Origin of the sequence: Nocardioides sp., assembly GCF_016462705.1 — a bacterium.
In the GTDB taxonomy this organism is placed as follows: Bacteria; Actinomycetota; Actinomycetes; order Propionibacteriales; family Nocardioidaceae; genus Nocardioides.
The window spans coordinates 1-24,890 of sequence record NZ_JAEMSS010000045.1; the positions used below are offsets into that span (position 1 = coordinate 1).

At 71.4% G+C, this 24,890-nt stretch carries 26 protein-coding genes and 1 pseudogene; 15 read left to right on the plus strand and 12 right to left on the minus strand.

Annotation, left to right across the window (positions count from 1 at the left end; translation table 11 throughout):
- The 8 genes from JHD21_RS07895 to JHD21_RS07930 form a co-directional block, all read right to left on the minus strand.
- Nucleotides 1-703 (minus strand): hypothetical protein (locus JHD21_RS07895; protein ID WP_292673179.1); only part of this gene is annotated, 703 nt, incomplete at its 3' end.
- A complete protein-coding gene (locus tag JHD21_RS07900) occupies nt 696-1,613 on the minus strand; it encodes a VWA domain-containing protein (protein WP_292673181.1) in 918 nt (305 codons plus the stop codon). The genes JHD21_RS07895 and JHD21_RS07900, both read right to left, overlap by 8 nt.
- Nucleotides 1,610-2,638 carry a VWA domain-containing protein gene (locus JHD21_RS07905; RefSeq protein WP_292673183.1) on the minus strand — a complete coding sequence of 343 codons (1,029 nt, stop codon included), beginning with the start codon at nt 2,636-2,638 and terminating at the stop codon, nt 1,610-1,612. The genes JHD21_RS07900 and JHD21_RS07905 overlap by 4 nt, the downstream gene beginning before the upstream one ends.
- Entirely contained in the window at nt 2,629-3,081 is a 453-nt protein-coding gene (locus tag JHD21_RS07910; protein ID WP_292673185.1) for a hypothetical protein, read from the minus strand. The genes JHD21_RS07905 and JHD21_RS07910 overlap by 10 nt, the downstream gene beginning before the upstream one ends.
- The gene (locus tag JHD21_RS07915) at nt 3,065-3,955 is read right to left on the minus strand and encodes a DUF58 domain-containing protein (RefSeq protein ID WP_292673187.1); all 891 of its coding nucleotides are present in this window, start codon (nt 3,953-3,955) and stop codon (nt 3,065-3,067) included. Before JHD21_RS07915 ends, JHD21_RS07910 begins: the two co-directional genes overlap by 17 nt.
- Entirely contained in the window at nt 3,952-4,950 is a 999-nt protein-coding gene (locus tag JHD21_RS07920) for a MoxR family ATPase (protein WP_292673189.1), read from the minus strand. The genes JHD21_RS07915 and JHD21_RS07920 overlap by 4 nt, the downstream gene beginning before the upstream one ends.
- A gap of 12 nt (nt 4,951-4,962) precedes the next feature.
- The gene (locus JHD21_RS07925) at nt 4,963-5,325 is read right to left on the minus strand and encodes a DsrE family protein (protein ID WP_292673191.1); all 363 of its coding nucleotides are present in this window, start codon (nt 5,323-5,325) and stop codon (nt 4,963-4,965) included.
- On the minus strand, nt 5,322-6,179 hold the full coding sequence (locus tag JHD21_RS07930) for a 3-keto-5-aminohexanoate cleavage protein (protein ID WP_292673193.1): 858 nt from the start codon (nt 6,177-6,179) through the stop codon (nt 5,322-5,324). Before JHD21_RS07930 ends, JHD21_RS07925 begins: the two co-directional genes overlap by 4 nt.
- Nucleotides 6,180-6,306: 127 nt before the next feature.
- Here JHD21_RS07930 and JHD21_RS07935 point away from each other — a divergent pair.
- The 8 genes and pseudogenes from JHD21_RS07935 (at nt 6,307) to JHD21_RS07970 (ending at nt 13,926) form a co-directional block, all read left to right on the plus strand.
- Nucleotides 6,307-6,798: pseudogene (locus JHD21_RS07935) on the plus strand (D-aminoacyl-tRNA deacylase).
- A 21-nt stretch (nt 6,799-6,819) separates the two neighbouring features.
- The gene (locus JHD21_RS07940) at nt 6,820-8,127 is read left to right on the plus strand and encodes an O-antigen ligase family protein (protein ID WP_292673195.1); all 1,308 of its coding nucleotides are present in this window, start codon (nt 6,820-6,822) and stop codon (nt 8,125-8,127) included.
- Between the two features lie 122 nt (nt 8,128-8,249).
- On the plus strand, nt 8,250-8,744 hold the full coding sequence (locus JHD21_RS07945) for an FABP family protein (protein ID WP_292673198.1): 495 nt from the start codon (nt 8,250-8,252) through the stop codon (nt 8,742-8,744).
- 137 nt (nt 8,745-8,881) lie between these two features.
- Nucleotides 8,882-9,298: a hypothetical protein gene (locus JHD21_RS07950; RefSeq protein ID WP_292673200.1), complete on the plus strand. Its 417-nt coding sequence runs from the start codon at nt 8,882-8,884 to the stop codon at nt 9,296-9,298.
- A 31-nt stretch (nt 9,299-9,329) separates the two neighbouring features.
- Nucleotides 9,330-9,746 carry a Fur family transcriptional regulator gene (locus JHD21_RS07955; protein ID WP_292673202.1) on the plus strand — a complete coding sequence of 139 codons (417 nt, stop codon included), beginning with the start codon at nt 9,330-9,332 and terminating at the stop codon, nt 9,744-9,746.
- Nucleotides 9,743-10,681 carry a folate-binding protein gene (locus JHD21_RS07960; RefSeq protein ID WP_292673204.1) on the plus strand — a complete coding sequence of 313 codons (939 nt, stop codon included), beginning with the start codon at nt 9,743-9,745 and terminating at the stop codon, nt 10,679-10,681. The genes JHD21_RS07955 and JHD21_RS07960 overlap by 4 nt, the downstream gene beginning before the upstream one ends.
- A 297-nt stretch (nt 10,682-10,978) precedes the next feature.
- A complete protein-coding gene (locus JHD21_RS07965; RefSeq protein WP_292673207.1) occupies nt 10,979-13,297 on the plus strand; it encodes an ATP-binding protein in 2,319 nt (772 codons plus the stop codon).
- Nucleotides 13,294-13,926 (plus strand): response regulator transcription factor, encoded by a 633-nt coding sequence (locus JHD21_RS07970; protein WP_292673211.1) that lies wholly within the window; start codon nt 13,294-13,296, stop codon nt 13,924-13,926. The genes JHD21_RS07965 and JHD21_RS07970 overlap by 4 nt, the downstream gene beginning before the upstream one ends.
- Before the next feature lie 17 nt (nt 13,927-13,943).
- Here the strand turns inward: JHD21_RS07970 and JHD21_RS07975 are convergent, their stop codons facing one another.
- Nucleotides 13,944-14,321: a hypothetical protein gene (locus JHD21_RS07975; RefSeq protein WP_292673214.1), complete on the minus strand. Its 378-nt coding sequence runs from the start codon at nt 14,319-14,321 to the stop codon at nt 13,944-13,946.
- Between the two features lie 297 nt (nt 14,322-14,618).
- On the opposite strand from JHD21_RS07975, the gene JHD21_RS07980 reads away from it, so the two are divergent.
- Nucleotides 14,619-15,041: a hypothetical protein gene (locus JHD21_RS07980; protein WP_292673217.1), complete on the plus strand. Its 423-nt coding sequence runs from the start codon at nt 14,619-14,621 to the stop codon at nt 15,039-15,041.
- A 123-nt stretch (nt 15,042-15,164) separates the two neighbouring features.
- Nucleotides 15,165-16,913, plus strand: a complete 1,749-nt coding sequence (locus JHD21_RS07985; RefSeq protein WP_292673219.1) for a DUF4012 domain-containing protein — start codon at nt 15,165-15,167, stop codon at nt 16,911-16,913.
- 20 nt (nt 16,914-16,933) lie between these two features.
- On the opposite strand, the gene JHD21_RS07990 is transcribed toward JHD21_RS07985, so the two are convergent.
- Nucleotides 16,934-17,662, minus strand: a complete 729-nt coding sequence (locus JHD21_RS07990; protein ID WP_292673221.1) for a response regulator transcription factor — start codon at nt 17,660-17,662, stop codon at nt 16,934-16,936.
- A gap of 105 nt (nt 17,663-17,767) precedes the next feature.
- Between JHD21_RS07990 and JHD21_RS07995 the strand changes: the two genes are divergently transcribed.
- Entirely contained in the window at nt 17,768-18,043 is a 276-nt protein-coding gene (locus JHD21_RS07995) for a MoaD/ThiS family protein (protein WP_292673223.1), read from the plus strand.
- Nucleotides 18,044-18,177: 134 nt separating this feature from the next.
- Here the strand turns inward: JHD21_RS07995 and JHD21_RS08000 are convergent, their stop codons facing one another.
- A complete protein-coding gene (locus tag JHD21_RS08000; protein WP_292673226.1) occupies nt 18,178-18,384 on the minus strand; it encodes a hypothetical protein in 207 nt (68 codons plus the stop codon).
- A 527-nt stretch (nt 18,385-18,911) separates the two neighbouring features.
- On the opposite strand from JHD21_RS08000, the gene JHD21_RS08005 reads away from it, so the two are divergent.
- Together JHD21_RS08005 and JHD21_RS08010 are read left to right on the plus strand one after the other, a co-directional pair.
- The gene (locus JHD21_RS08005; RefSeq protein ID WP_292673229.1) at nt 18,912-19,361 is read left to right on the plus strand and encodes a thioredoxin family protein; all 450 of its coding nucleotides are present in this window, start codon (nt 18,912-18,914) and stop codon (nt 19,359-19,361) included.
- A gap of 138 nt (nt 19,362-19,499) precedes the next feature.
- Nucleotides 19,500-22,289 (plus strand): fibronectin type III domain-containing protein, encoded by a 2,790-nt coding sequence (locus JHD21_RS08010; RefSeq protein WP_292673232.1) that lies wholly within the window; start codon nt 19,500-19,502, stop codon nt 22,287-22,289.
- A gap of 5 nt (nt 22,290-22,294) precedes the next feature.
- On the opposite strand, the gene JHD21_RS08015 is transcribed toward JHD21_RS08010, so the two are convergent.
- A complete protein-coding gene (locus JHD21_RS08015; RefSeq protein ID WP_292673235.1) occupies nt 22,295-23,311 on the minus strand; it encodes a GDP-mannose 4,6-dehydratase in 1,017 nt (338 codons plus the stop codon).
- Between the two features lie 237 nt (nt 23,312-23,548).
- Between JHD21_RS08015 and JHD21_RS08020 the strand changes: the two genes are divergently transcribed.
- Together JHD21_RS08020 and JHD21_RS08025 are read left to right on the plus strand one after the other, a co-directional pair.
- Nucleotides 23,549-24,022, plus strand: a complete 474-nt coding sequence (locus JHD21_RS08020) for a DUF4395 domain-containing protein (RefSeq protein WP_292673238.1) — start codon at nt 23,549-23,551, stop codon at nt 24,020-24,022.
- Between the two features lie 89 nt (nt 24,023-24,111).
- Nucleotides 24,112-24,890: sulfurtransferase (locus JHD21_RS08025; protein WP_292673239.1), on the plus strand; the 779-nt coding region annotated here is incomplete at its 3' end.

Here is a 24,890-nt window from a genome sequence, read left to right on the forward strand (position 1 = left end):
CGTCGGGGTTCTCGGGCGGGGGAGTCGGCGTCGGTGACGGCGTGGGCTCCTGGTCGTCCTCGCGGGTCTCCTGGTTGCGGCGCCGCTGCTCCTGGGCCTCCTCGTTGCGCTGCTCGAGCTCCTCCAGGGTCGGTGGGTCCGGATCGGGCGACTCCGGGTCGTCCGGGTCTGCCCGGTCGGCCAGCTTGTCGGCGAGCCGGTCCGCCACGCTGCCTGCCGCGGCGGACTCATCCGCGGCGCTGGTGTCCGCGGCGGCGTCCCGGCAGGACCCCTCGTCGAGGACCGCGATCCCCTCCCGCCAGAACGCCTCGGCCAGGTCCCGCCGGCTGTCGGCGAGGCCCGCGTCGCCGAGCGCCTCGAGGGTGAGCGCGAGGTTGATCCGCACCAGGCACTCGCGCGCGGCCGGGACGCCCAGGAGCGCCTCCTCGAGCAGGTCGCGGGCGGTCGCGTAGTCGGCGAGCCGGTAGTCCGCGGTGCCCTGGTCGAAGGCCGCGACCCAGGGCTCGAACACGTTGAGGGTCCCGTTGGCCGCGAACGCCGAGCTGGCCCGCTCGAAGTCGCCGCCGGAGAAGGCGCTGCGGCCCCGGTCGTCAAGGCCGAGCATCACGCCCACCTTCACGCTGAGGGCCAGGGCGAGCAGCAGCGGCACGAGGCCCAGCACGAGGAGCCGGCGGCGCAGCCGGAGCCGGCGGTCGTCAGGCATGCGCGGCCTCCCGTCGCCCGGGCCGGCCGTGGAGCCAGAGCCGCCAGCCGGTCCGTAGCTCCGGCAGGGCCAGCGCGATGACCAGCAAGGCCCACAGCCAGCGCAGCTCGCGCTCCGGGCGGCCGGGCTCGAGGTCGGCGTACGCCCGCTCGGCCAGCTCGGCGGCCACCGCGGCCATGCTCCGGTCCTGGCCCGGCGGGTGGTACGTCGCGTCGAGCTCGTCGGCGATGAGCCGCAGGTTGCCCTCGTCGAGCCGGGACAGGGCGACCTCGCCGGTCTCGGGGACCGTCACGACCGCGCCCGGTGTGGCCGCGGGCGGTGGCGTCTCGTCGAGCTCGACCCGGTCCAGCGGCATCGGGGCTCCCTCGGCCGTGCCGTAGCCGAGCACCACCGCGGCGAGGGTCTGGTCGGCCAGGCCGCGGAAGGACTCCTGCTCGTCCGGCGAGGTGTTCTCGCCGTCGCTGACGAAGACCAGCACCGGGAGCCGCTCGGGCCCCGTGCGCTCGGCCCGGGCGAACAGGTCCTCGAGCAGGGGCACGGCCCGGCCGACCGACGACCCGGCCCCGTCGTCGGCGCGCTCGACCTGGAGCGACTCGACCTCGCCGCGGTAGCTGGCCCGGTCGGAGGTCGCCGGCAGCCGCACCGACGCGGCCTCCCCGAAGGTGACGACCGTGAACCGGGAAGGCCCCAGCTGGTCGCCGAGCTCCACCAGGTCGCGCCGCACGGCGGTGATCCGGGAGCCGGTCGGGTCGTCGAGCGCCGACATCGAGGTGGTCCGGTCGACGGCGACGACCACGTCGAGCTCCGGCGTCGCCTGCGGTGCCACGGCCTCGCGGTCGCCCGGAGCCAGCAGCAGCAGGAGCAGGGCCAGCACCAGCAGGAGCCGGCGGACCACCCGGAACCACCTCATCGGCCCGCCCCCCGGCGTCGTCGCTCCCGGCCGACCAGCCAGCCGGCGCCCAGGACCGGCAGACCGGCCAGCGCGAGCAGCACGCCCAGCGCGGGAGCCTCCCGGGAGACCGGCCGGGGCGGCTCGACGGCCCGGGCCTTCTCCAGGTCGTCGATCCGGTCGATCAGCCGGTCGGTCCCGCCCTCCTCCTGGAGCTGGACCAGCGTGCCCCCGGTCGACCGGGCCGCCGCGGTCAGCTCCTCGAGCGGGGTCGCGCGCTGCGGCTTGGCCAGCGAGGAGGCGGCCAGGGCGTAGACCAGCACGTCCCGCTCCTCGGCGTACGCCGCGGCCTGGGGGAGCGTGAACAGCGTGTCGCCGAACGGCTCGTTGTCGGAGGCGAGCAGCACCGCCCGGGTGCGCTGGCTGGCCGGCCGGTCGAACCGGTTGACGCAGGAGACCAGCCCGTCGCCGATCAGCGAGGCACCCTGGTCGTTGAGGTTGACCCCGGCGAAGAACCGCTCGCTGGCGCCGCTGAACGCCGCCTCGGCGCGGTCGAGCTGCTCGTCGACGTAGGCGTAGTCGTCGGTCAGCGGGAACACCACGACCGCGGCGCCGCTCCAGATCACCAGGCCGACCCGGTCGCCCTCGAGGCCCGCGACGACCCGGCGGACCGCGCTGACCACGGCCAGGTTGTCCTTCGCCATCGACGGGGAGGCGTCCAGGCACAGCATCAGGTCGCGGGACCGGGCGTCGGGCCGGCCGGCCTCGACGACGTCCGGGCGGGCCAGCACGACGGCGGAGCCGGCGACCACCAGCAGGCTGCCGAGGGTCAGCAGCAGGCCGGTACGCCGCTGCCGGCGGAGCCGCCGCTGGAAGCCGGGCAGCCGCCGCAGCCGGGACGTGCGGGCCAGGACGACAGCCTCGCCGCGGTGCCGGCGCCGGCGCGACCACCAGGCCAGGAGCACGACGACGCCGCCGGCCACCGCGGCCAGCGCCCACGGGCGGCTGAGTCCCTCGGCGAGGGTCAGGTCGAGGGTCAGGTCCACGTGGTCACCAGCGTCCTGGCCCGCCGGGCCGCCTCGTCGAAGGCGGTGCCGGGCAGCTCCTCGTCCGCGGAGAACGACGGCGGGTAGGTCAGCGCGACCAGCTCGGCCACCCGCTCGGGACCCAGGTCCCGGAAGTCGTCGAGGGTCATCGTCGCGGCCGGCACCCCGCTCCGCTCGGCCACGAACTCCCGCACCGTCCGGCTGATCTCCTGGTGGCCGCGCCGGGCGGTCAGGTCGCCGCGGGCGACGGCCGCGCTGATCTCGTCGAGCCGGGCGACCCAGCCGGTCTGCGGCCCGGCCGGGACCAGGCGCGGCGGCCGGGCGCGGGTCCACCAGAGCACCGCGGCGTAGTAGACGGCCACCACGGCCAGCGCGAGCAGGGCGAGGACCAGCCAGCGGTCGTCGTAGCCGACCGGGGGCTGGAGCTCATCGGCGGCGCGCATGCCTGTTCCGCTCCAGCAGGCGGCGTACGGCGGCGAGGGTGGTGCCGGACTCGTCGAGGTGCTCGTGCACCACGCCAAGGTCGGCCATCCGGGTCTGCCACCGGGCCAGCCGGTCGGTCCGGTCCTCGGCCAGCTCGGCCATCAGCGCGGGGTCGCCGCGCACCCAGTCCGGCAGCGGCGACCCGCCGGTGACGTCCACCGACCGCGGGGCACCGACCGGCACCGCCGCCGGGTCCAGGTCGCCGACGGTCACCATCAGCAGCTCGTGCTGCACCACCAGCCGGCGCAGGGCCGCCTCGAGCTCCGGCGTGGCTTCGTCGTCGTCGGCGACGACCAGCACGATCGCGCGGCGGCGTACCTGCTGGGCGACCTGGCGGAGCAGGCCCGGGAGGTCGGCGTCCGGCCCGTCCGGGCGGACCCCGTCGTGGGCCGCGGCCAGGGCGCGCTCGAGGTGGGCCTCGCCAGCGCCCGGCGGCAGGACGACGTGCCCGGCGGCGTTGCCGCTGACCGCGCCGACCCGGTCGCCCTGCCGGACCGCGATCCAGCCGACGATGCCGGCGACCTCGACCGCCCGGTCCCGCTTGGACTCCCCGAGGGTCGCCGCGGCGGCCATGCCGCGGCCGGTCGAGACGACCAGGACGACGGTGTGCCGGCGCTGCGCGACGAACCGCTTCACGAGCAGGTCGGCGTGCCGGGCCGAGGCCTTCCAGTCGATGTCCTTGGGGTCGTCGCCCCTGACGTACTCGCGCAGGTCGTTGAGCTCCATGCCGCGGCCGGTCAGCGTGGCGGCGTACTCGCCCTCGAGCAGGCCGAGCACCCGGCGGTGGGCCTGCAGTGTCAGCCGGGCCCGGATCCGGGTGACGTGCCGGGTCACGGCGTCGGTACGGCGCCGAAGACCGCGTCGACCAGCGTCTCCGGTGCGACCCGGTCCGCGAGCGCCTCGAAGGTCAGGTGCAGCCGGTGCCGGAGCACGCTGTGCCGCAGCGCCCGGACGTCCTCGGGCACCGCGAACGAGCGGCCGCCGAGGATGGCCAGGGCCCGGGCGACGTGGAAGAACGCGATCGTCCCGCGCGGGCTGGCGCCGGTCTCGACGTAGGCGCCGAGCTCCGGGCCGAGGGTGGTGCGGGCGTTCCGGGTGGCGTGCACGAGGTCGACGATGTAGCGCTTGACCGCCGTGTCGACGTACACCCGCTGCGACAGCGACTGGAGCCGCCGGATGTCCTCGGGGCCGACCACCCCGACCGCGGCGGGTGCGCGGGACAGGGTGCCGTCCTCGACCCGGTCGAGGACCGACATCTCCTCGTCGGCGGTCGGGTAGTCCAGCACCTCCTTGAGCAGGAACCGGTCCATCTGGGCCTCGGGCAGGACGTAGGTGCCCTCCTGCTCGACGGGGTTCTGGGTGGCGAGCACGACGAACGGCCGGGGGAGCGGGTGCACCTCGCCGCCGATGGAAGTCTGCCGCTCCTGCATCGCCTCGAGCATCGCCGACTGGGTCTTGGCGCTGGCCCGGTTGATCTCGTCGAGCAGCACGATGTTGGCGTGCACCGGCCCGAGCTGGGTCTCGAAGCTGTGGTCGCGCGGGTCGTAGACCTGGGTGCCGACGATGTCGCTGGGCAGCAGGTCGGGGGTGCACTGGATGCGGGAGAACGACGCGCTCACGGCGTGCGCCAGCGTCGAGGACGCGAGGGTCTTCGCCAGGCCCGGGACGGACTCGACCAGGAGGTGTCCCTCCGCGAGCAGGGCCACCAGCATCGCGGTCTTGAGCCGCTCCTGCCCGACCACCTGCTCGTCCAGCGCGGCCGAGACGGCCCCCGTGATCTCGCCGGCCTCGCCCAGCTCGGCGTCGGTCAGACGCTCGATGTTCCCCATGCGCTCAGTACATCAGTAGACCAGCGCCTGGACGCCGTCGCCGAGGACCTCTTCCGTGAACACGGCGGAACCTGCCACCCGGATCCCGGGCAGCAGGTCGGCCTCGGTCAGCGACCGCCGGGCGGCGCACTGGGAGCAGACGGTGACCCGGCCGCCGGCCAGCACCGCCGCGAGGAGGTCGGCCAGGGGAGTGGCCAGGTCGAGCGTGAACTCCTCGGCCCGTCCCGGTACGCCGAACCAGGCGGCCTCGCCGGTCAGCCACAGCGACACGTCGGCGCCCGCCGCCAGCGCGGTGGCCGCCACGGTGAAGCCCTGGTTGCACCGCTCGGCCGCCTCGGCGCCGCAGGTCACCTTGACGACGAGCGGGCGGGTCACGCCACGGCCCCGGTCAGCGAGTCCAGGCCGAGCAGTGCCCGGGTCTCCGCGGTGGTCATCGGCACCCGCTGCGCGACCCGGCCGGCGTCGACCGCCCGCTCGACCAGCTGGGCGTTGGACTCGACCGGTACGCCGCGGGCCATGGTGAGCACGTCCTCCATGCCCACCCGGAGGTGGCCGCCCTGGGCGAGCGAGGCGAGCATCACCGGGAGCGTCGATCGGCCGATCCCGGTCGCCGACCACGAGGTGACCTCTGGGGGCAGGGCGGCGACCCCGGCCACCAGCGCGGCCGCGGTCCCGGGCATCCCGCCGGGCACGCCCATCACGAAGTCGACGTGCACCCGGCCGCCCGCCGGCAGGCCGAACTTCCCGAGCAGCCGCTCCAGCGCGGCCACGTGCCCCAGGTCGAACAGCTCGAACTCCGGCACCACGCCCCGCGCCTGCGACAGCTGGTAGAGCTCGCACACGAACGGCCACGGGTTGGAGAACACGTCGTCGCCGAAGTTGGTGGTCCCCATCGTCAGCGAGCACGAGTCGGGCTCGGCGTCGAGCACCTTCAGCCGCTGGTCCAGCGGGTCGTGCACCGAGCCACCGGTCGACAGCTGCACGACCAGGTCGGTGGCCTGGTGCAGGGCCTGCACCGTGTCGGTGAGCCGGGCCAGGTCGAGGGTCGGCCGGTGCTCGTCGTCGCGGATGTGCACGTGGACCATCCCGGCGCCGGCGGCCTCGCACTCCCGGGCGGTCGCGACCAGCTCCTCGAGCGTGGTCGGCAGCTGCGGGCAGTCCGACTTGGCGGTCTCCGCGCCGGTCGGCGCGACGGTGATCAGGAGGCGATCTGGTGACGGGACGGACACCCGGGCATCGTGCCAGCCCCGGTGGCCCAGGTGTGAGCACAGCCCCCGGCGCTCGAGGACCGGTGGTCGAGGTGCGAGCGCAGCGAGCCTCGAACCCACCGGAGACGCTGGGAGCGTGCGGGCGGTGGTGCAGCGGGTGCTCAGCGCCTCGGTGACGGTCGATGGCGAGGTGGTCGGGCACCTCGCGGAGCCCGGACTGCTGGTCTACCTCTGCGTCGCCCACGACGACGGCCCGGCGGAGACCACCTGACTGGCCCGCAAGGTCTGGAACCTGCGGATCCTCCCCGACGAGCAGTCCGCATCCGACGCGGACGCCCCAGTCCTGGCGGTCAGCCAGTTCACGCCCTACGGCGACTCCCGCAAGGGCCGGCGTGCGACCTAGCAGGGCGCGGCAGCGCGCGAGTTAGCGAGCTGGCGTACGGCGCCTCTGTGCGCCGAGCTCCAGCGCCTCGGCGCCACCGCGGCTCGCCGGGTCTTCGGTGCGGACATGCAGGTGGCCTCCGTCAACGACGGCCCGATCACGGTGATGCTGGGGCAACGAAGTGAGCGCCGCGGGGCGGGGCTGTCCCCCGACGGCAACCTTCCCCTCGATATGGCTGGTCAGGCGGCGGTGTCATAACGGCCGCCGTAGGGTGACCGCATGCTCACGGCCGCGATGTGGACCCTCGCGGCTATCTCCACTGTCGGTCTGATCGCAGGTCTCAGGCAGCAGCAGAGCAGATGGAACGTGACGGCGGTGTTCGTTCTGGCGTTCGCCTGGGTGGTTAACGCACCGTCCTTCATCGGCGCCATCACCGGCCGCTTCGTCATTCGGTACGACCCGACGGTTCAGGCTGACGTTCGCCTGCTCCTCGATGCCAACACCACGGTTCGCAATTACTTGCTGGCCGCCATCACGGCGCTCGCAGTGGGGCTGATTTTGTGGGCACTGCCGAGGCGGCCCGAAATCAGGTCGACTGGCCTGCTCGCTCTGGCACTTTGCCTTCTCACGAACATCTCGAACGCGGGTATCGGCTTGCCCGTCGTCACGCCTGGGTCGATCTGTCTAGTGGCAGTGCTTGTAGCGACCATGCTCTTGCCTAGAGGTCGCACGATGTGGCTTGGTCCCGCCGTGTTTGGCGTCACGATGGTGATCGCCAGCGCGGTGCTCGCAGCGGTTGATCCCGCGCGCGCGACCTACCTCTGCCGCACAGACAAGTGCGGCCCACTCGGCGTTCTCATCACGGGGGTCACCCAGTCTGAGAACGCGCTGGCGTTGGCTTTGGCGCTGTCATTCCCATTCGTCTACCTGGCCTTCACGGGCCGAGTGCGACTGGTGTTGACAACTTGCGTGCTCACCATGATTTACCTCTCGGGGAACCGCACGGCACTGGTGGCTGTCGTGCCAGCACTCCTCCTCATCCCTCTGCTACGACCCGCGAACGAGACGCGATACCCGGCGGGCGAAACCTTCGGGCGGTTGTTTATCGGCGCTCTAGCGGTCATCGGCTTGGCGCTGCCGTTCGCGCCGTGGATCGACCAGAACTCGTTCACGACCCGTGGCTACCTGTGGACCGTGGCGCTAGAACGGCTCTCAAATGAACCCTGGCTGGGATTCGGCGCGTCTGGGTGGGCCCGGCTCGTCCAGGAAGGCGCGATCGGACAGGCAGCAATCTACTCAGCACACAACCAGTGGATCGACGTGCTCTACGCAGGCGGGATTGTGGGGCTAGCGTTGTTCGCACTGTGGTTGTACTTCCTCGTCCGCGAGGGGCGAACCGAGGTTCGCGTGCTGACCTTCGTGCTGGCACCCGCGCTAGCCGCGGGCATCACCGAGCGACCCTGGTCGTTTGGTTTGCCGGACTGGCTGACGTGGTCTGTACTGGCAGTCATGCTGACGGCCGGGCGTGATGAGAGCACCGCCGCCGCTGACCTGGAACCGAGGAGACGCGACCTTGTTAAGCGATGACCCCAAGGACAACGCCTTTTCGAGTGGCCCCCGCTGATCGACTTCGCCGTCCCGCTGGGGTGTTTACTCGTGATCTCCTGCGGTGGCCGTCCCTGACCCGACGCGCGCCCTAGAGTGACCCGGTGGCGTTCGAGCTCCCCGACAACCTCCATCCCGACTGCGCGCCGGTCGCATGGCTGCTGGGCACCTGGCGGGGCAACGGGCACGGGGACTACCCGACGATCGAGCCCTACCAGTTCGGCCAGGAGCTGATCTTCACCCACGACGGCCGGCCGTTCTTCCACTACTTCGCCCGCGCGTGGATCATCGACGACAACGGCGAGAAGATCCGCGACGCCGCGCTTGAGACCGGTTTCCTGCGCTGCCGGCCCGAGGGCCGGCTCGAGCTGCTGCTGGCGCACAACACCGGGTTCGTCGAGATCTGGCACGGCGAGGCCGAGACGGCCAAGTTCGAGGTGGTGACCGACGCCGTGGTCCGCACCGAGTCGGCCAAGGAGTACGTCGCCGGCAAGCGGCTCTACGGCCTGGTCGAGGGCGACCTCCTCTACGCCTACGACATGGCCGCGATGGGGCAGGAGCTCCAGCCGCACACCTGGGCCAGGCTGCAGCGCACCTGACCCAGACCGGCAACGCAGAGCTCGACACGTCCTGTTGACGCAATGTTGCTGTGGACGGCACGAAGTCGTGATTGGCTACGCACGGTTCCGGGCCACCGTCACCATCCCGACCCGACTCATGGGGAGCACCGCAGCGCATGAAGAAGACCCTGATCGGCCTGTTCACGGCCCTGTTCATGGCCGCCGGCCTCCAGGTCGCCACGGCCACCAGCGCACAGGCGGTGTGCACCAGCTACGCCGGCTGCGTCGACACCCAGACCAAGGCGTCCGGCCCCAAGGTCGTCGCGCGCAAGAAGAGGGCGACCGTGTGCGGCACGACCACCGCGGTGGGCAGCAACGTCAAGCCGTCCGGCGACCTCCGGTTCGTGGTCACCCGCAACGTCGGCAAGTTCCGGTTCGCGCGGACCGTCCCCTACTTCGGCGGCAAGATGTGCATCCGCACCAAGAAGCTCCAGAAGACCGGCGGCTACACGCTCCACGTCACGTTCCTCCCCAAGGACGGGTCGCTCTTCAACTCCTCGAGCGGGTCGCACGGCTTCGACGTCGGCCGCTGACCGGGGCTCCCCGGCGTGGCACGCTGGGGGGATGACCCACCAGGACTGGCGGGAGACGCTGCGCACGCGCGGCTACCGGCTCACGCCGCAGCGGGAGCTGATCCTCAACGCGGTCGACACCCTCGGTCACGCCACCCCGGACGAGGTGCTCGCCGAGGTGCGGACCCACAGCGACGCGGTCAACGTCTCCACCGTGTACCGCACCCTCGAGGTGCTGGAGGAGCTCGGCCTGGTGCGGCACGCGCACCTGTCCGACCGGGCGCCGACGTACCACTCCGTGCGCGACCACGAGCACTTCCACCTGGTCTGCCGGAATTGCCGCACGGTCATCTCGGTTGAGCCGGACGTGATCGAGCCGCTGACCTCCCGCCTGGACGCCGACTACTCGTTCACCGTCGACGTCGGGCACCTCACCGTGTTCGGCACCTGTCAGGAGTGCACCGGATGACCAGCCCCCTGCTCCACCTGCCCGGCGCGGTCGCCGGCGACGGCGTCGACGCGCCGGTCGCCGCGCACTACGGCTCCTTCAACCGGGAGCAGCGCGCGCTCGAGCAGCTCGACGGGTTCGTCGACCTCTCGCACCGCGACGTCGTCCGCATCGAGGGCCCCGACCGGCTCACCTGGCTGCACTCGCTGACCACCCAGCACCTCACCGGGCTGACCCCTGGCACGGGCACGCAGGCGCTGATCCTCAGCCCCCAGGGCCACGTGGAGCACGCCTTCCGCGGCACCGACGACGGCACCGCCTTCACACTGCACACCGAGCCCGGCGCGGCCGCCCCGCTGGTCGAGTTCCTCGAGCGGATGAAGTTCATGACCCGTGTCGAGATCACCGACGTGACGGCGGAGCTGGCGGTCGCCTGGCGGCCGAGCCGGGTCGACGACCCCTACGAGCTGGTCCCGCGCGACCGGCTCACGGCGTACGCCGAGGCGGCCGGCCCCGCCGCCGGCACCTGGGCCTTCGAGGCGCTGCGGATCGCCCGCGGCGAGCCCCGCTTCGGCCTGGACACCGACCACCGCACCATCCCCAACGAGGTCGGCTGGATCGGCAGCGCCGTCCACCTCGACAAGGGCTGCTACCGCGGCCAGGAGACGGTGGCCCGCGTGCACACGCTCGGCCGCCCGCCCCGCAGGCTGACGCTGCTGCACCTCGACGGCACGGAGAACCGGCTGCCCACCGCGGGTGCTGACGTCCGGCTCGGTGACAAGACTGTCGGGTTCGTCGGCTCGAGCGCCCGGCACCACGAGCTGGGCCCGATCGCGCTGGCGCTGCTGAAGCGGAACGTCGACGTCTCCGCGGAGCTCACCGCCGACGGCATGCCTGCGACCCAGGAGGTCGTCGTCGATCCCGAGGTGGGCCTGCACGTCCGCCCGCTGCGTTAGTAGGCGACCATCCGGCGGCCGGCCTGCACGATCAGGACGAGGCCCACCGGGTCGGCGGCCGGCGAGCCTGACGAGCACCCGGCCTGGTCACGTCCTCGGTGGATCTCGTCCTGACCCCCCGTGCGAGCGTCAGTCTGGTCGGCTGCGGAGCGCCCGGGCAGTCGCCATTTCCGGTGACCGACCCCACACGTCGGCGCAGCTGCCGAGGGTCTGCCTCTGCTTGGATGGACGGCAGCAGGGTTGCTCGTATCGGCACCGACTGCCGGCGTGAGCGGGGACGCCCTGCAGGAGGCTCCTGTGGAGCAGCGTTTCGACACGTGGCAGCGCGGCGTACGCCGTGCCGGTGCCCGGGTCTTCGCCGGGTTCTGCCTCGTGGTCGCGCTGCTCCAGATCCGGTCGCTCGTGGCGGCGGGCGACTCGTCCGGCGGAGTCACCGTCCCGGCCGTGGCCGGGGTCGTCTTCCTGCTGGCCGCCGGGGCCAGGGGGCTGCGTGGCGAGGTGGACCGCAAGGACGCCCTGGCGTTCACGCTGCTGCTGGCGCTGACCGCGGCAGAGCCCTCGCCGCTCCAGGGTGCGGACGGCACCGGCGGGGACGCCAACCCGGGCTTCTTCATCCTGGCGGCGACGTTCCTGGTCTACATCGTGACCCTGCGTGGTCCGGCGGTCCCCGCGGCGATCGCCGGCGCCGGCGCGGTCTACGTCGCCTGCTCGGTGGGGCTGGGTGACCGGGCCCTCGCCGCCTCGCTCGACGAGACCGTCCTGCTGGCCAGCTCCGACCTGGCCATCTGGGTGCTGTTCCGGCAGCTGGAGGTCGAGGCCCGGCGCGCCGACGACGCCCACAGGCGGGCGATCACCGAGCAGGGCCTGCAGGCCCGGATCTCCGCGGAGCAGCGGACGACGATCGCGGCCCAGCGCACCTTGCACGACCGGGTGCTGACCGCCCTGCTCCTGCTCCTCCACGCCCGGGCCCAGCCGCAGCCCGGCGGCGCGGCTCCGGCTGACCGGCAGACCCTCCGCGAGCGCTGTCGGCACGCGGCGGACGCCGTGCGGGAGCTGGCCGCCGACCCGGTCGCCGCGACGCCGGCGACCACCGACCTCCTGCTGCACCAGCGGATCGAGGCGGAGGCGGAGTCCGCCGCCGCGAGCACCGGGGTCACCGCCCGCGCCCGGCACCTCAACCCCGGCTACCCCGTGGCCGTCCCGGGGGGCGTGGCCGAGGCGATGAGCGGGGCGGTGGCCGAGGCGCTGCGCAACGTGGGCCGGCACGCCGGCGTCGCCCGGGCCGAGGTGCTCCTGGCCACGACACCCGGCGGCGGCCTGCGGGTCGAGGTGGTGGACCACGGTCGCGGCCTACCACCCGGATCCGCCGCGGGCTTCGGCCTGCGGCACTCGGTGACCACCCGGCTCCGCGAGGTCGGCGGCTCCGCGTCCGTCGCCGCCTCCCCCGAGCGGGGCACCCGGGTCGTCCTGCAGTGGTCGCCCGAGGAGCCGGGCGGAGGAGCGGCCGGCGGACCGCACCGCGGCGAGGCCGAGGTGAGCCGGGTCTACACGCGTCCGCGCACGCTCGCCGCCGAGTTCTCCGGGGCGCTGTTCGCCGGTGGCCTCTTCCTGGCCGTCCGCTACCCCTTCGAGTCGAGGCCGGCCTGGACGAACGTCGCGGTGTACGCCGGTGTCCTGGCCTACGGCGCCTGCTGCGTCCTCGCGATCCCGTGGCCGTCAGTACTGCGCGCCCTCCACACAGGCGCCTTCGTGGTGCTCCCGGCCCTGCTGGCGACCGGCCTCTACCTGGCCGGCCCGGGCGCCCTCCTCGGCTTCGAGTGCTGGGTCGTCGGGCTGGCCAGCTTCCCGGTGCTGATCCTGGCGATGGCGCGCCCGCTCCTGCCCGTCCTGCTGCTCGCCGTCGTCGAGAGCGCGGTGGTGGCGGTCGCCGCCGTCGTCGACCCGAGCGTCCGGCCCCTGGACGTGCTCGCACCGATCACCCAGACCCCGATGTTCGTCGGGCTGCTCGCCTATGGGGTGTCAGCGGTCCGCCGGGTGCGACGCACCGCGGAGACCGAGGAGCGCGCCGCCGCCGCGGCGCTCGCCCTGACACAGGCGACCGAGTCACGGCAACGGGTGATCGAGACCCACTACGCGTGGCTGCACAGCGACGTCAGGCCGTTCCTGGACGCCGTGGCGGACGGCGACCTCGACCCGGACGACCAGGCGGTCCAGCGCCAGGCCCCGGTGCTGGCCCTGGCCATCCGTGACGAGCTCGCCCTCCCGGCGCAGATCAGCCCCGAGGTCCGGCGGCTCATCGCCACGGCCCGCAGGCGGGGCACCCGGGTCCGGGTCCGGGCGACCCACGAGTGGTCACCGGTGCCGCCGGAGCTCGAGCAGATCCTCAGCGTCCTCGCCACAGGCGACCGGCACACCGACATCACCATCTCCCTGCCCCAGGAGGCCACGCCGGAACTGCGGGTCGTGGTTCGCCCCAGACTGGAGGTGTCCGACAGGGCGGCGATGCTCGACGTGGTGCGCGGCGGAGCGGTCGAGGTAGACGAGGATGACCTCGCGTCGATCATCTCGTTGACCCCGTACACCGCGGACACGCCTGACGCCCAGGAGCGCCCATGACCCCGCCGATCACCGTCGCGGCGATCGACGACCACCCGGTGGTGCTGCGCGGCGTCCAAGCTTTGCTCGCCGCCAGCGATCCCGGACTCGACGTGGTGGCGATCGTCGGCTCAGTCGACGAGCTGCTCGAGGGCCCGGGCGCGGACGCCCAGGTGGTGCTGCTCGACCTCGGCCGGCCGGAAGCTCGCTCGCCCCACGACGAGGTCAGCGACTTGGTCACCGAGACGCGGAAGGTGCTGATCTTCACCAGCGAGGACCGCCCGGTGCCGATCGCCGCGGCCATCCAGGCCGGGGCCAGCGGTCTCGTGCTCAAGGCCGATCCCGAGGAGTCCCTGGCCCGAGCCATCAGGCGCGCGGTCGCCGGCGAGCTGGTGTTTTCGGGCCCGGTCGCCAATGCGCTGGTCCAGCAGAGCGATCTCGTGCTCACCCTCTCGGCGCGCCAGGTCGAGATCCTCGAGCTGATCGCGAGCGGCGTACCGCGGCGAAGCATCGCCCGGCGGCTCGCGATCAGCGAGAACACCGTCGGCGAGTACCTCAAACGGATCGTGACCAGCTACCGCGAGCAGGGCGTCGTGCTCGGCAACGCGCACAGCATCGTGCGCCAGGCGCAGCTCGACGGGTTCCTCTGAGCCGAGCGGGCCCCGGGTCAGGCGATCAGCTGGGCGAGGGGGTCACGATCGCGCAGCGCCGCCACCACCGCGTCCATCCGCCGCATGCTCCTGGACAGGCAGGCCAGGCGGCTCACTCCGCCGACGATGCGGAGGAGACCGGTCTCGCCCAGCGCCACCAGCTCGACGCCGCGGGTGCCGCCGAGGTCGTAGAAGTACGCCTGCACGGCCCAGGTGTTGAGGAGGGCCTCCCGGCGGCCCAGGACGGCGAGCGTCGCCGTCCCGTCGATCTCGTGCTCGAGACCCACGGTCGCGATGGCCTCGACCCGACCGTGCAGGAGCGCGAAGGCTCCACCCACGACGTCGGCTGCCTCCACCAGCGTCAGCCGCGTCGCCAGCGCCACGCTCCTCGACATCGGCGCACCCCTCCCGAGCGTCCCGTGCGCCAGCCTGGCCGAGCCGGAAGACGTCGGGTCAGGTGCCGGTTCCGGTGACATGACAGCCCGCCACAGAGTTCCTACAGTGGTGGTCCGCGTGACGGTCCCGGAGAGGGAGCCTGCGTAACCATGAGGTTAAATCCGGCCTCCGTTCGGGTGAGATCCAGGGTTCAGATAGGCGTGAAGGGTGCGGTTCGCGGGAACCTGTGATTGTCTAGTCACCGTTAGCCCACCAGCCATCCGTCGACGGCAACGTCGACAGCGGGGAGTTCCACAATGAAGAAGCTGATCGCGGCACTGTTCACCGCCGCTCTCATGGCCGCGGGCCTGGTGGTCGCCACCGGTGGCACCGCGTCCGCGGACTGCACACCCACCAACTACGCCGGCTGTGTCGCCACCCGGACCAAGGTCGACAGCCCTGGCGTCGTCGTCCAGGGTCAGAAGGCCCAGATCTGCGTGACCGTGAACGCCCGGGGCAGCAACCTCGAGCCCAGCGGGCGCGTCGTCGTCAAGGTCACCCGCAACGCCGGCGGCTACTTCTTCAAGAAGTCCAAGCCCTACAACGGCTCCGAGGTGTGCGTGAAGACCTCGCGGCTCCAGAAGCGTGGCGGCTACAACATCGACGCCGCGTTCAAGGCTCCCAACAACTCGGTGTTCATCAACTCCTTCGGCTCCGGCGGGTTCGACGTCGTCTCCTGACCCGAGCCCAGCGCGTCGCAGCATGACGAGGGGCCCTCTCACCTGAGGGGGCCCCTCGTGCTGCGCCCTGCGGTCGCGGTCCCCGACCGACCGACCGTTCTCCGACATGGATAGGTTGCCGCCGTGAGATCCCGGGTCGTCCGTCTCAGCCTGCTCGGCGCCTTCGTCGTGATGCTCGCCCTAGGCCTCTGGACCGGGTGGCAGGCCTGGCGGGTCAACGAGGACCTCAACGCCGCCGTCGACGCGGCCTCGGACCTCGAGGCCGCCCTCGAGGGCAGCGACCAGCCTGCCGCGGAGGCAGCTCTCGACGATCTGGACGAGCACACCGCCGCCGCGCACGACCGGACCGAAGGCGTGACCTTCGGCGCCCTGGCCCGGCTTCCCGTGCTGGGCGACGACGTCACGGGCGTGCGGGTGGCGACCGATGTGATCAACGACCTGACCGACGAGGCACTGAGGCCGCTGGTCGACGAGGCCGCCGACCTCGAGTCCTTCCTGCCGCGCGAGGGGCAGGTCCCGGTCGACCGGCTGGCCGACCTGCAGGCACCGGTGGCCCGCGCCCACGCTGCGTTCGCAGAGGCCACCACCCGTCTCGATGGCGAGGACTCGTCGTCCTACGCCGGACCGCTCAAGTCGAAGTACCGCGACCTCGCCCGCCGGGTTCGTGACGCGGCCGGCACGCTCGAGACCGCCGACACCGCCCTCCAGGTGATGCCCGACATGCTCGGCCGGTCCGGCGAGCGCAACTACCTCCTGGTGTTCCAGAACAACGCCGAGGTCCGATCCACCGGCGGGCTTCCCGGTGCCGTGAGCGTGCTCAACGTGAACGACGGCAGGCTCGCCCTCACCCGTCAGGTGGCCGCGTCGTCACTCGGCAACACCGAGCAGCCGGTGCTCCCGCTGACCGAGGCCGAGGAGCAGATCTACGGCCCCCAGCTCGGCATCTTCTTCCTCGACGCGAACTTCACGCCTGACTTCCCCCGCACCGCCGACCTGATGAAGGCCCGGTGGGAGCAGGAGTTCGACGACGAGATCGACGGGGTGCTCGCGGTCGACCCGGTCGCGCTCTCCTACCTGCTGGCGGTGACCGGTCCCGTCCAGGCCGGAGACGTCGAGATCAACAGCGACAACGCCGTCGACGAGCTCCTGCACCAGGTCTACCTGCGCAACGAGATCCCCGCGGACCAGGACGAGTACTTCAAGCAGGTGACGCGGGCAGTCTTCGACAAGGTCACCTCCGGCGTGGGCGACCCACAGGCGATCCTGCGCGCGCTGGGGGATGCCGGTGACGAGAACCGGCTCTACGTGCACAGCTTCGCCGAGGAGGAGCAGCGCGCGCTAGCGGGCACCGACGTCGCCGGTGAGCTCGTCAAGGAGCCGACCGAGCGACCCCAGGTGGGCGTCTACCTCAACGACACCACCGCGTCGAAGATGTCCTACTTCCTGCGCACCAAGGTCCGGGTGGACTCGACCTCGTGCAGCGGCGACGCCCAGGTGCTCGACGGACTGGCGAGGCTGCGATCGGTCGCGCCGGCCGATGCCGGCGAGACCCTGCCGGACTATGTCACCGGGGGAGGGAACACCGGTCTCGAGCCGGGCTCCCAGCTGGTGGCGGTGCGGCTCTACGCCCCCGTCGAGGGCGAGTTCGAGCGAGTCACGCTCAACGGTGAGGAGATCTTGGCCGACCTCGACGTCGTGGTGCACGACGGACGGCCGGTGGCCTCGACATTCGTCTTCCTGGGACCCCAGGAGACGGTCGACCTGGCCTGGCGGATGCGCGGCGGCCCCGGCCAGACCGGCGACGTCGCGGTCAGCGTCACCCCGGGCATCGAGCCTGGCGACGCCTCGAGCTCGGCCAGCTCCTCCTGCTGAGGAACGGAGCCGACGCGGGACTACCGCACCTGCGTCGGCTGCTCGGTCTGCTGCTGCATCGCGGCCTCCTTGGCCGGCACCACGAACCGGTAGCCGACGTTGCGGACCGTGCCGATCAGGGTCTCGTTCTCCGGCCCGAGCTTCGCGCGCAGCCGCCGGACGTGGACGTCCACGGTGCGGGTGCCGCCGAAGTAGTCGTAGCCCCAGACCTCCTGGAGCAGCTGCTGGCGGCTGAACACCCGGCCGGGGTGCTGGGCCAGAAACTTCAGCAGCTCGAACTCCTTGAACGTCAGGTCGAGGTGCCGGCCGCCGATCTTGGCGGTGTAGGTCGCGTCGTCGACGACCACCTCACCGGACCGGATGACGTGCGCGTCGGGGTCGGCGGCCTCACGCTGCGCGATGAGCCGGCCAATGGAGAGCTTGATCCGCGCCTCGAGCTCGGCAGGGCCGCAGGTGTGCAGCACGACGTCGTCCATGCCCCAGTCGTGGTTGACGACCGCCAAGCCGCCCTCGGTGACGATCAGCAGGACCGGTACGTCGGTGCCGGTCGTCCGGATCAGCCGGCACAGGTCGCGGGCGTGCGCGAGGTCCTGGCGGCCGTCGACGAGCAGCAGGTCGGAGTCCGGCGCCTCGAGCAGGGCGCTGCCCTCAGCGGGCAGGATCCGCACCTGGTGGCCGAGCAGCGCGAGGCCGGGGATGACCTCGGCCGAGGGCTGGAGTGCGCTGGTGAGAAGGAGCAGAGTGCTCACGGGTGGTCCTCCCCGTCCTGGAGTGGGACCGAAACACAGCGCTGGGCCTCGGTGCGACACTCACATCCTAGGTAACGCCGACGACGCATTGGAAGGATCCAATCGGTGGATGAGACCAACGTCATCCGGGTCCGTTACTGGGCCGCAGCAAAAGCCGCGGCCGGGACCGCCGAGGATCTCCTGCGCGTGACAGGCCCCCAGACCCTCGCCGACGTCCGCCGCGAGGCGGTCGCCCTACATCCCGACACCCGCCTCGAGCAGGTCCTGAGCGCCTGCTCCGTCCTGATCGGCGACGAGCCCGTGGGCACCCGCGCTGACGACCAGGTCGAGGTCCACCCCGGCGCCTCGGTCGAGTTCCTCCCGCCCTTCGCCGGCGGCTGAGCCATCGCTGGTTGAGGTGGGAGGAGCTCCAGCGACGAGCCTCGAAACCCCGTAAGCCGACGCTGGAACCCAACCCCCGCTGGTCGAGCCCGTCGAGACCACCGAAGGAAGGCGGGGCACGCAACCCCCGCCGCTCACACCGCCCACTCGACCGCACCAGCGGTGAAGGGCCGGAACGCAACCGTGACGACCTCCCGGAATGACCCCCGAGGCACCGACACCAGCACCCACCCCACGTTGCACTCGCCAGGTGCGACCTCATCGGTGGAGTACTGCTGCGGCGGGAAGTCGTCCCACGGCACCCGCTCGCCGGCATAGCTGAGCCCCGACCCTGTGACCACGACCCACGCCGACCACGGCACCCGCCCACTGGCGCGGGCGTCAGGGTGCATACAGGTCCGAGCGCGGATCCCGAACCACTCCCGGCCATCCGGCGCTGACCGGTCAGCGGGAGCAAGCACTTTGCGCACCTGCAGCAGAGTCGTGTCGGAGTTGGCACCGGTCCGAGTCTGCCCGACCTCCGAGGCCACAGCCGGCGAGGCAGGGGCCGGCACAGGCGACGTCGCGCTGGCGTCAGGCCCCGCACCACCGGGGCCGGAGGTGCTGGGACAGAGCGCGACCGGGAGTCCGACCACCATGCCGGTGATGACCACGGATGCCAGCGCACTCACCCGCACGGCAGCGGAACCACGCTCCCTGCCGTGCCAACGATGACGCGACCCGCTCATTCGAGCGCTCCCCCCGTGACGGCCGCCGCCTGATGCCTCCCCGCATCGCCCCACCGGCAGCCTCGAGGAGCATAGGTCGGCGTCGGCCCCGACCCCTAGCGCTGCGGAATGCTGTTACCGCCCCGTAGGTTGTTGCGATCATGAGCACCGGCGCGTGGATCGTCATCATCGCGGTGGTCGTCGCGCTCGGGTTCGGCCTCTACCGCGCCGCGGTCGACGGCCGGTTCCGCGGGACCCATCGGCTCCGCGCTGCCTCTCCGGAGCCCCCGGCCACGCCGGTCAGCGAGTCACTCCTGGCCGACACTGAGTGGGCCGGGAAGCTGGGGGAGCGGGCTACGCTGCTGCAGTTCTCCTCCGCGTTCTGCGCACCGTGCCGTACGACGCGGCACGTGCTCGCCGACGTTGCCGCCCGCGCTGACGGCGTCACCCACATCGAGGTGGACGCCGAGCACCATCTCGACCTGGTCCGACGGCTCGGCATTCTGCGGACCCCGACGACGCTGATCCTGGATCGCACCGGCCGCGAGCACACCCGCGCCAGCGGCGCACCTCGCCGCAATCAGGTGGAAGCGGCGCTGTCGGCTCTGTGACAACCTCCGGGTCACCTGCCACGGTGCCGGGCTAGTCCCTTTTCGGCATTTGTCGACGAACGCCTTGTCGCTGCAAGGGGTTTCGTGAAGGCTGCCCGTGGGACCGCGGATGGGTCGCGGAGAAAACGGGGAGCAAAAATGCGCAGGTTCTTGACGGCGTGCACAGTCGGCGGGCTCTGCCTCCTGGGTACACAGGTGATCGCTGGCCCGGCAACGGCCGACCCGACGGGGATCCCCTCGGTCCCCCGTGAGGTGCGCGTCGTTGACCGTGGCGTGGGCTCCATCAGCCTGGACTGGGATGCCCCCGCGCTCAACCCCGACGCGGTGATCGACTACGAGGTGCAGGTCAAGGCTGGCGACTCCCCGTGGCAATCCGTGGGAGACGGGGTCTCGACCGCGACCGAGGCGATGCTGACCGGCCTCGACCAAGCCCAGTCCTATCGACTGCGGGTCAAGGCCGTAGCCGCCGGCAGCGATTCCGAGTGGCAGTTGGCCGGCGATCTCGCCTTTCACGGGCTCGCCGTAGGTATTGATCACACATGTGCGATCAATACCCGTGGTGAGGTCTACTGCTGGGGCAGCAACAGTCAGGGTCAGCTCGGCGACGGCACCTTGACCGCGCGTGACGTACCGACGAAGGTCGCCGGACTGTCCGGCGTGATCTCCCTCGCCGCGGGTTGGCAGAACACCTGCGCGAGCACGGAGGTGTCCGTCTACTGCTGGGGCTCCAACTACGGCTGGATGGTCAACCCTGATCCCGCGGGGAGTCCGAACCCGTACCCGTTGCCCCAGGCCAGGCCGGACATTCCAGCGAGCGAATTGATGACCATGGGGCGGGGGATCGGTTGCGCGCTGGCATCCACCGGCCTGTCGTGCTGGGGTGGAGCGATTGGGTTCAACAACGGCTACGCGCAGTCCCGCTCCTTCGGCAGCGAACCGGTTGACGTGAGCGCCGGTAGAAACCACGCATGCGCGGTGCTGGCCGACAAGACGATCCAGTGCTTCGGGCTCTTCGTTTCTGGTAACCCTGACTTCCCCAACCGAGGCCAGCTTGGCAGCGGGTTGCACGAGATCGACAGCGCCGTGGCTGCGGCTGCGGGCGAGTTCCAGTCGTGCACTGAGCTGGAGACCGGCTCGGTCCTCTGCTGGGGCGCGAACGAGAGCGGCCAGCTCGGAGACGGCACCAAGACCGACCGAAGTGCGCCGGCGCCGGTCACAGCCCTGACGTCACCAGCGCAGCTGGCCATCGGAGACAAGCACGCGTGCGCGCTGTCGGTCTCCGGCACCGTGAGCTGCTGGGGTGGGAACAGTGCTGGCCAGCTGGGCATCGGCGGAGTCGCCGAGAGCCTGTCGCCCGCCGCTGTGCCGGGTCTGGCGGCGGTCCAGGAGCTGGACGCGGCCAACGAGCGCACGTGCGTGCTCCTGGACACCGGCGTGGTGCGCTGCTGGGGCGCCGGCTCGGTGGCGCCCGCCGACATCGGCGGCGGTGACGTGGTTCGCACGGCCCAGCCTCCCTCAGCCCCCGCGGCTGCCCGACAGACGGGCTCGACATCGACGAGTGTCGACCTGGCGTGGGATGCCTCCGTTCCCGACGCATCGCCGGTCACGGGCTATACGGTGCAGCGACTCGTCAATGGAGGCTGGACCACCGCGGCAACGACTGCCGCCGGTGCAACCGCCGTCACGCTGTCCAACCTCGGGGGTGCGTCGTCCTACGCCGTCCGCGTGGTTGCGGGCTCTGCGGCCGGGGACAGCGTGGCCTCCAACGTCGTGAACGCGACGACGAGCGGCACTCGAACCACCCGCCTCACCGTGGTCAGTGGTGGACAACCGGTGACGGGCGGCGCGGTCTCCTGGCGCACCGTGGATGGCCGGTTCGCGTCGTCGCAGGCGTTCGGCCTCACCCAGCTCGGAGTCGTCGACCTGCTGCGCACCCCTGCCGGACCGGGCGTCGTCACGCTCAACGGCGGGCGGGTCCCGGGTGGAGACTCGGTCACCGGAGCCTGGTCTGTCCAGCTCGGTGAGAGTGTGTCGATCGGGGCCGTGGTCCCCGCCCCGCCGTCGCAGAGCGCCCGGACGATCCAGGTGCGGCTGCCGAACGGTGTGCCGGTCCCCGATGCCCGCGTGTCGGTCGCCGGGCTCAGTGCGAGCGCCACCGTCGCGGGATTCTCCTTCAGCGCCGCCAGCCCTTCCTTCTCAGGTGCCACGGACGACAACGGAAGGTTCGTCGCCCGCGGCTACGGTTCGGGTCCCCTGTCGGCATCGGTCACCTACGACGACGGGGTGCTGGTCCAGAACGTGCGCAATGTCCCGGTCAACTCGGGCACTACCGTCGTCACCCTCGAAGAGATGCCCTACCTCGAGGTCGACGCAGCGAGCTTCACAGCGAACCAGGACGATGCCGTCTCCATCCCGATCGAGGTCGCGGGCTCCTCCCGCCTGGCCGCTCGGGGACCCCAGGGCGCCAGGGCCAAGGTGACGATCGTGCCACCCAAGGGCGCGTCGCAGAAGGTCTGCCGGGCCAAGCTGTCCGGCAAGACCAACAGGCAAGGCCGACTGACCCTGACGGTGTGCGCCTCCAAGTCGGGCCTCTACGAGATTCGCAGCTCGGGAGCGGTCACCACGTCGTCCGTGCTGCTCAAGGTCCGCCGGGGAGCGCCGATGCCCGTCACCTCGGCGTCCGGAGCATCCCCGGCGCCCGGCACGGCGAAGGTCGCGTGGAACGCGCCGATCTACAGCGGGGGCGTCAAGGTGAAGGAGTACGTCGTCACCCTGCGTCTGGGGTCGAAGAAGATCACCCGAACCGTCAAGTCCCGCTCCGCGAGCTTCAAGCGACTGCGCAACGCCAGCACCTACTCGGCCACCATCGTGGCGGTGACGAAGTACGGGAAGAGTGACCCTGTGAAAGTCGAGGTGCCCGTCGCCTGAAGCCCTCAGCGAGTCGGCACGTAGTCAAGCGAGTGCTCGACGCCGGTCTCGACGCGGCGCAGCTCGACCCGGACCATCTCCTCGATCATCTGGTCGAAGCTGATCTCCGGGACCCACCCGAGCTGCTCCCGTGCCTTGGTGGCGTCACCCCGCGTCTCCATCACCTCCGCGGGCCTCAGGAGGTCGGGATCCTGGTGCACGTAACGCCACGGATCGCCGATGCCCGCCGCGGCGAACGCCGTCTCGAGGAAGTCCTCCAGCCGGTGCGTGGCGCCGGTGGCGACGACGTAGTCCATGCCGTCGTCCGCCTCGAGCATCAGCCGCATGCAACGGACGTGGTCGAGCGCGTGGCCCCAGTCGCGACGGACGTCGAGGTTGCCGAGGTTGAGAGAGTCCCTGCGGCCGAGGGTGATCTCCGCGGCCGCCCGGGTGATCTTGCGGGTGACGAAGCCGGCGCCGCGCAGCGGGCTCTCGTGGTTGTACTGGATGCCGCTGCTCGTGAAGAGGCCGTAGCTCTCGCGATAGTTCACCACCAGGTGGTGCGCAAAGCTCTTCGCCACGGCGTACGGGCTGCGCGGGTGGTGCGGCGTCGTCTCGGTCTGCGGCTGCTCGTCGGCCAACCCGAAGACCTCCGAGGTCGAGGCCTGGTAGAGCCGCGGGGCCGAGCCGTGCCGGTCCTGGTAGAGCCGCAGCGCCTCGAGCATCCGGAGCACGGCCATGCCGTTGATCTCCGAGACCAGCTCGGCGTTGTCCCAGCTGAGGCCGACCGAGCTGAAGGACGCGAGGTTGTAGATCTCGTCGAAGTTGTGCTTCTCGATGAGGTGCCCGAAGCCAACGCCGTCCCGCACGTCGTGCTCGACGACCTCGAGCCCGTCGAGCCCTTTGAGGTAGGTCATCACGTCGGCGCGCCAGATGGTGCCCGGGCGAACGGTCCCGATGACCTGCCGCCCCTCGGCGAGGAGGTCGCGGGCCAGGATGAATCCGTCCTGACCGCCGATTCCAGTGATCAACGCGCGTCGCACGAGAGGACAGTAGCCGGTGCGACGGTCTTGATATTCGAGACGCATGTCCATTAGTTGAGACACGCGTTCGGAGGGGAAGGCCTGACATGGCTACCTTGGTCGGGATGAGTACGACTTGGCTGACTAAGCGACGCGCAGTGGACCACTGCCGCGTCCGCTCCAGCCTCTGTCGCTCCTGCTGAGAAGACCCGCCGCGTCCGCGGCCACCCATCTCACGTGCACCTCGCAGGAGCCACTATGTCCGTTGTCAGTACGCCGTCCAACGTGGGCGTCGCCGCGCCGAGCGCTCGCGCAGGCATCGACCCGCGCGGCCCGCAGTTCGTCGCAGCCCTGACCGCGGTGACCGTGGCGGCCGCACTCCTGCTGCCACCGGCAGCGGGGGTGGTACTCGCAGCCGTTCAGGCCGCGCTGTTCGCGGTCGGCGCGACCCGTGGAGTCCAGCACACCCCGCAGGCGTGGCTCTTCCGCACGCTGGTTCGCCCACGGCTGGCACCACCCCCCGAGCTGGAGGACCCGGCGCCGCCGCGGTTCGCCCAGGCGGTCGGCCTGGTGTTCACCGTCGTCGCTGTCATCGGCTTCGCCGCCGGCGCCACCCTCGTCGCCCAGATTGCTCTCGGCCTGGCCCTGGTCGCCTCCGTGCTCAACGCGGTCTTCCGGTTCTGCCTGGGCTGCGAGATGTACCTGCTCATCAAACGGCTGGCACCCGCCTAACCCCGGTGGTTGAGGGAGGTCACGCAGCGACCGTCTCGAAGCCACGCAAGTTTTCGAACCGAACTCACCAACAGAGAAGGACGACAGACATGACCCGCGAGAACGCTCTCGTCTCCGCCCAGTGGGTGGAGGACAACCTGGACAACCCCGACATCGTCCTGATCGAGGTCGACGAGGACACCACGGCCTACGACAAGGGCCACATCAAGGGCGCCATCAAGCTCGACTGGACGACGGACCTGCAGGACCAGGTGCGTCGTGACTTCGTCAGCAAGGAGCAGTTCGAGGCGCTGCTGTCCTCGCGCGGTGTCGGCAACGACCACACAGTCGTGCTCTACGGCGGCAACAACAACTGGTTCGCCGCCTACGCCTACTGGTACTTCAAGCTCTACGGCCACCAGGACGTCAAGCTCATCGACGGCGGCCGCAAGAAGTGGGAGCTCGACTCCCGCGAGCTGACCGACGAGCTGCCGGACCGGCCGCCGACGACCTATGTCGCGCAGGAGCAGGACCACTCGATTCGGGCATTCCGCGACGAGACCGTTGCTGCGATCGGCGTGCACAACTTGGTCGACGTGCGCAGCCCCGACGAGTACGCCGGCCGGCTGCTCGCCCCGGCCCACCTGCCGCAGGAGCAGGCGCAGCGTGCTGGGCACGTTCCCACCTCGATCAACGTCCCGTGGTCCAAGGCGGCCAACGACGACGGCACCTTCAAGTCTGACGAGGACCTCAAGGCGCTCTACGCCGAGGCGGGCCTCGACGACAGCAAGGACACCATCGCGCTCTGCCGGATCGGCGAGCGCTCCTCGCACACCTGGTTCGTGCTCAAGGAGCTCCTCGGCCACGAGAACGTCAAGAACTACGACGG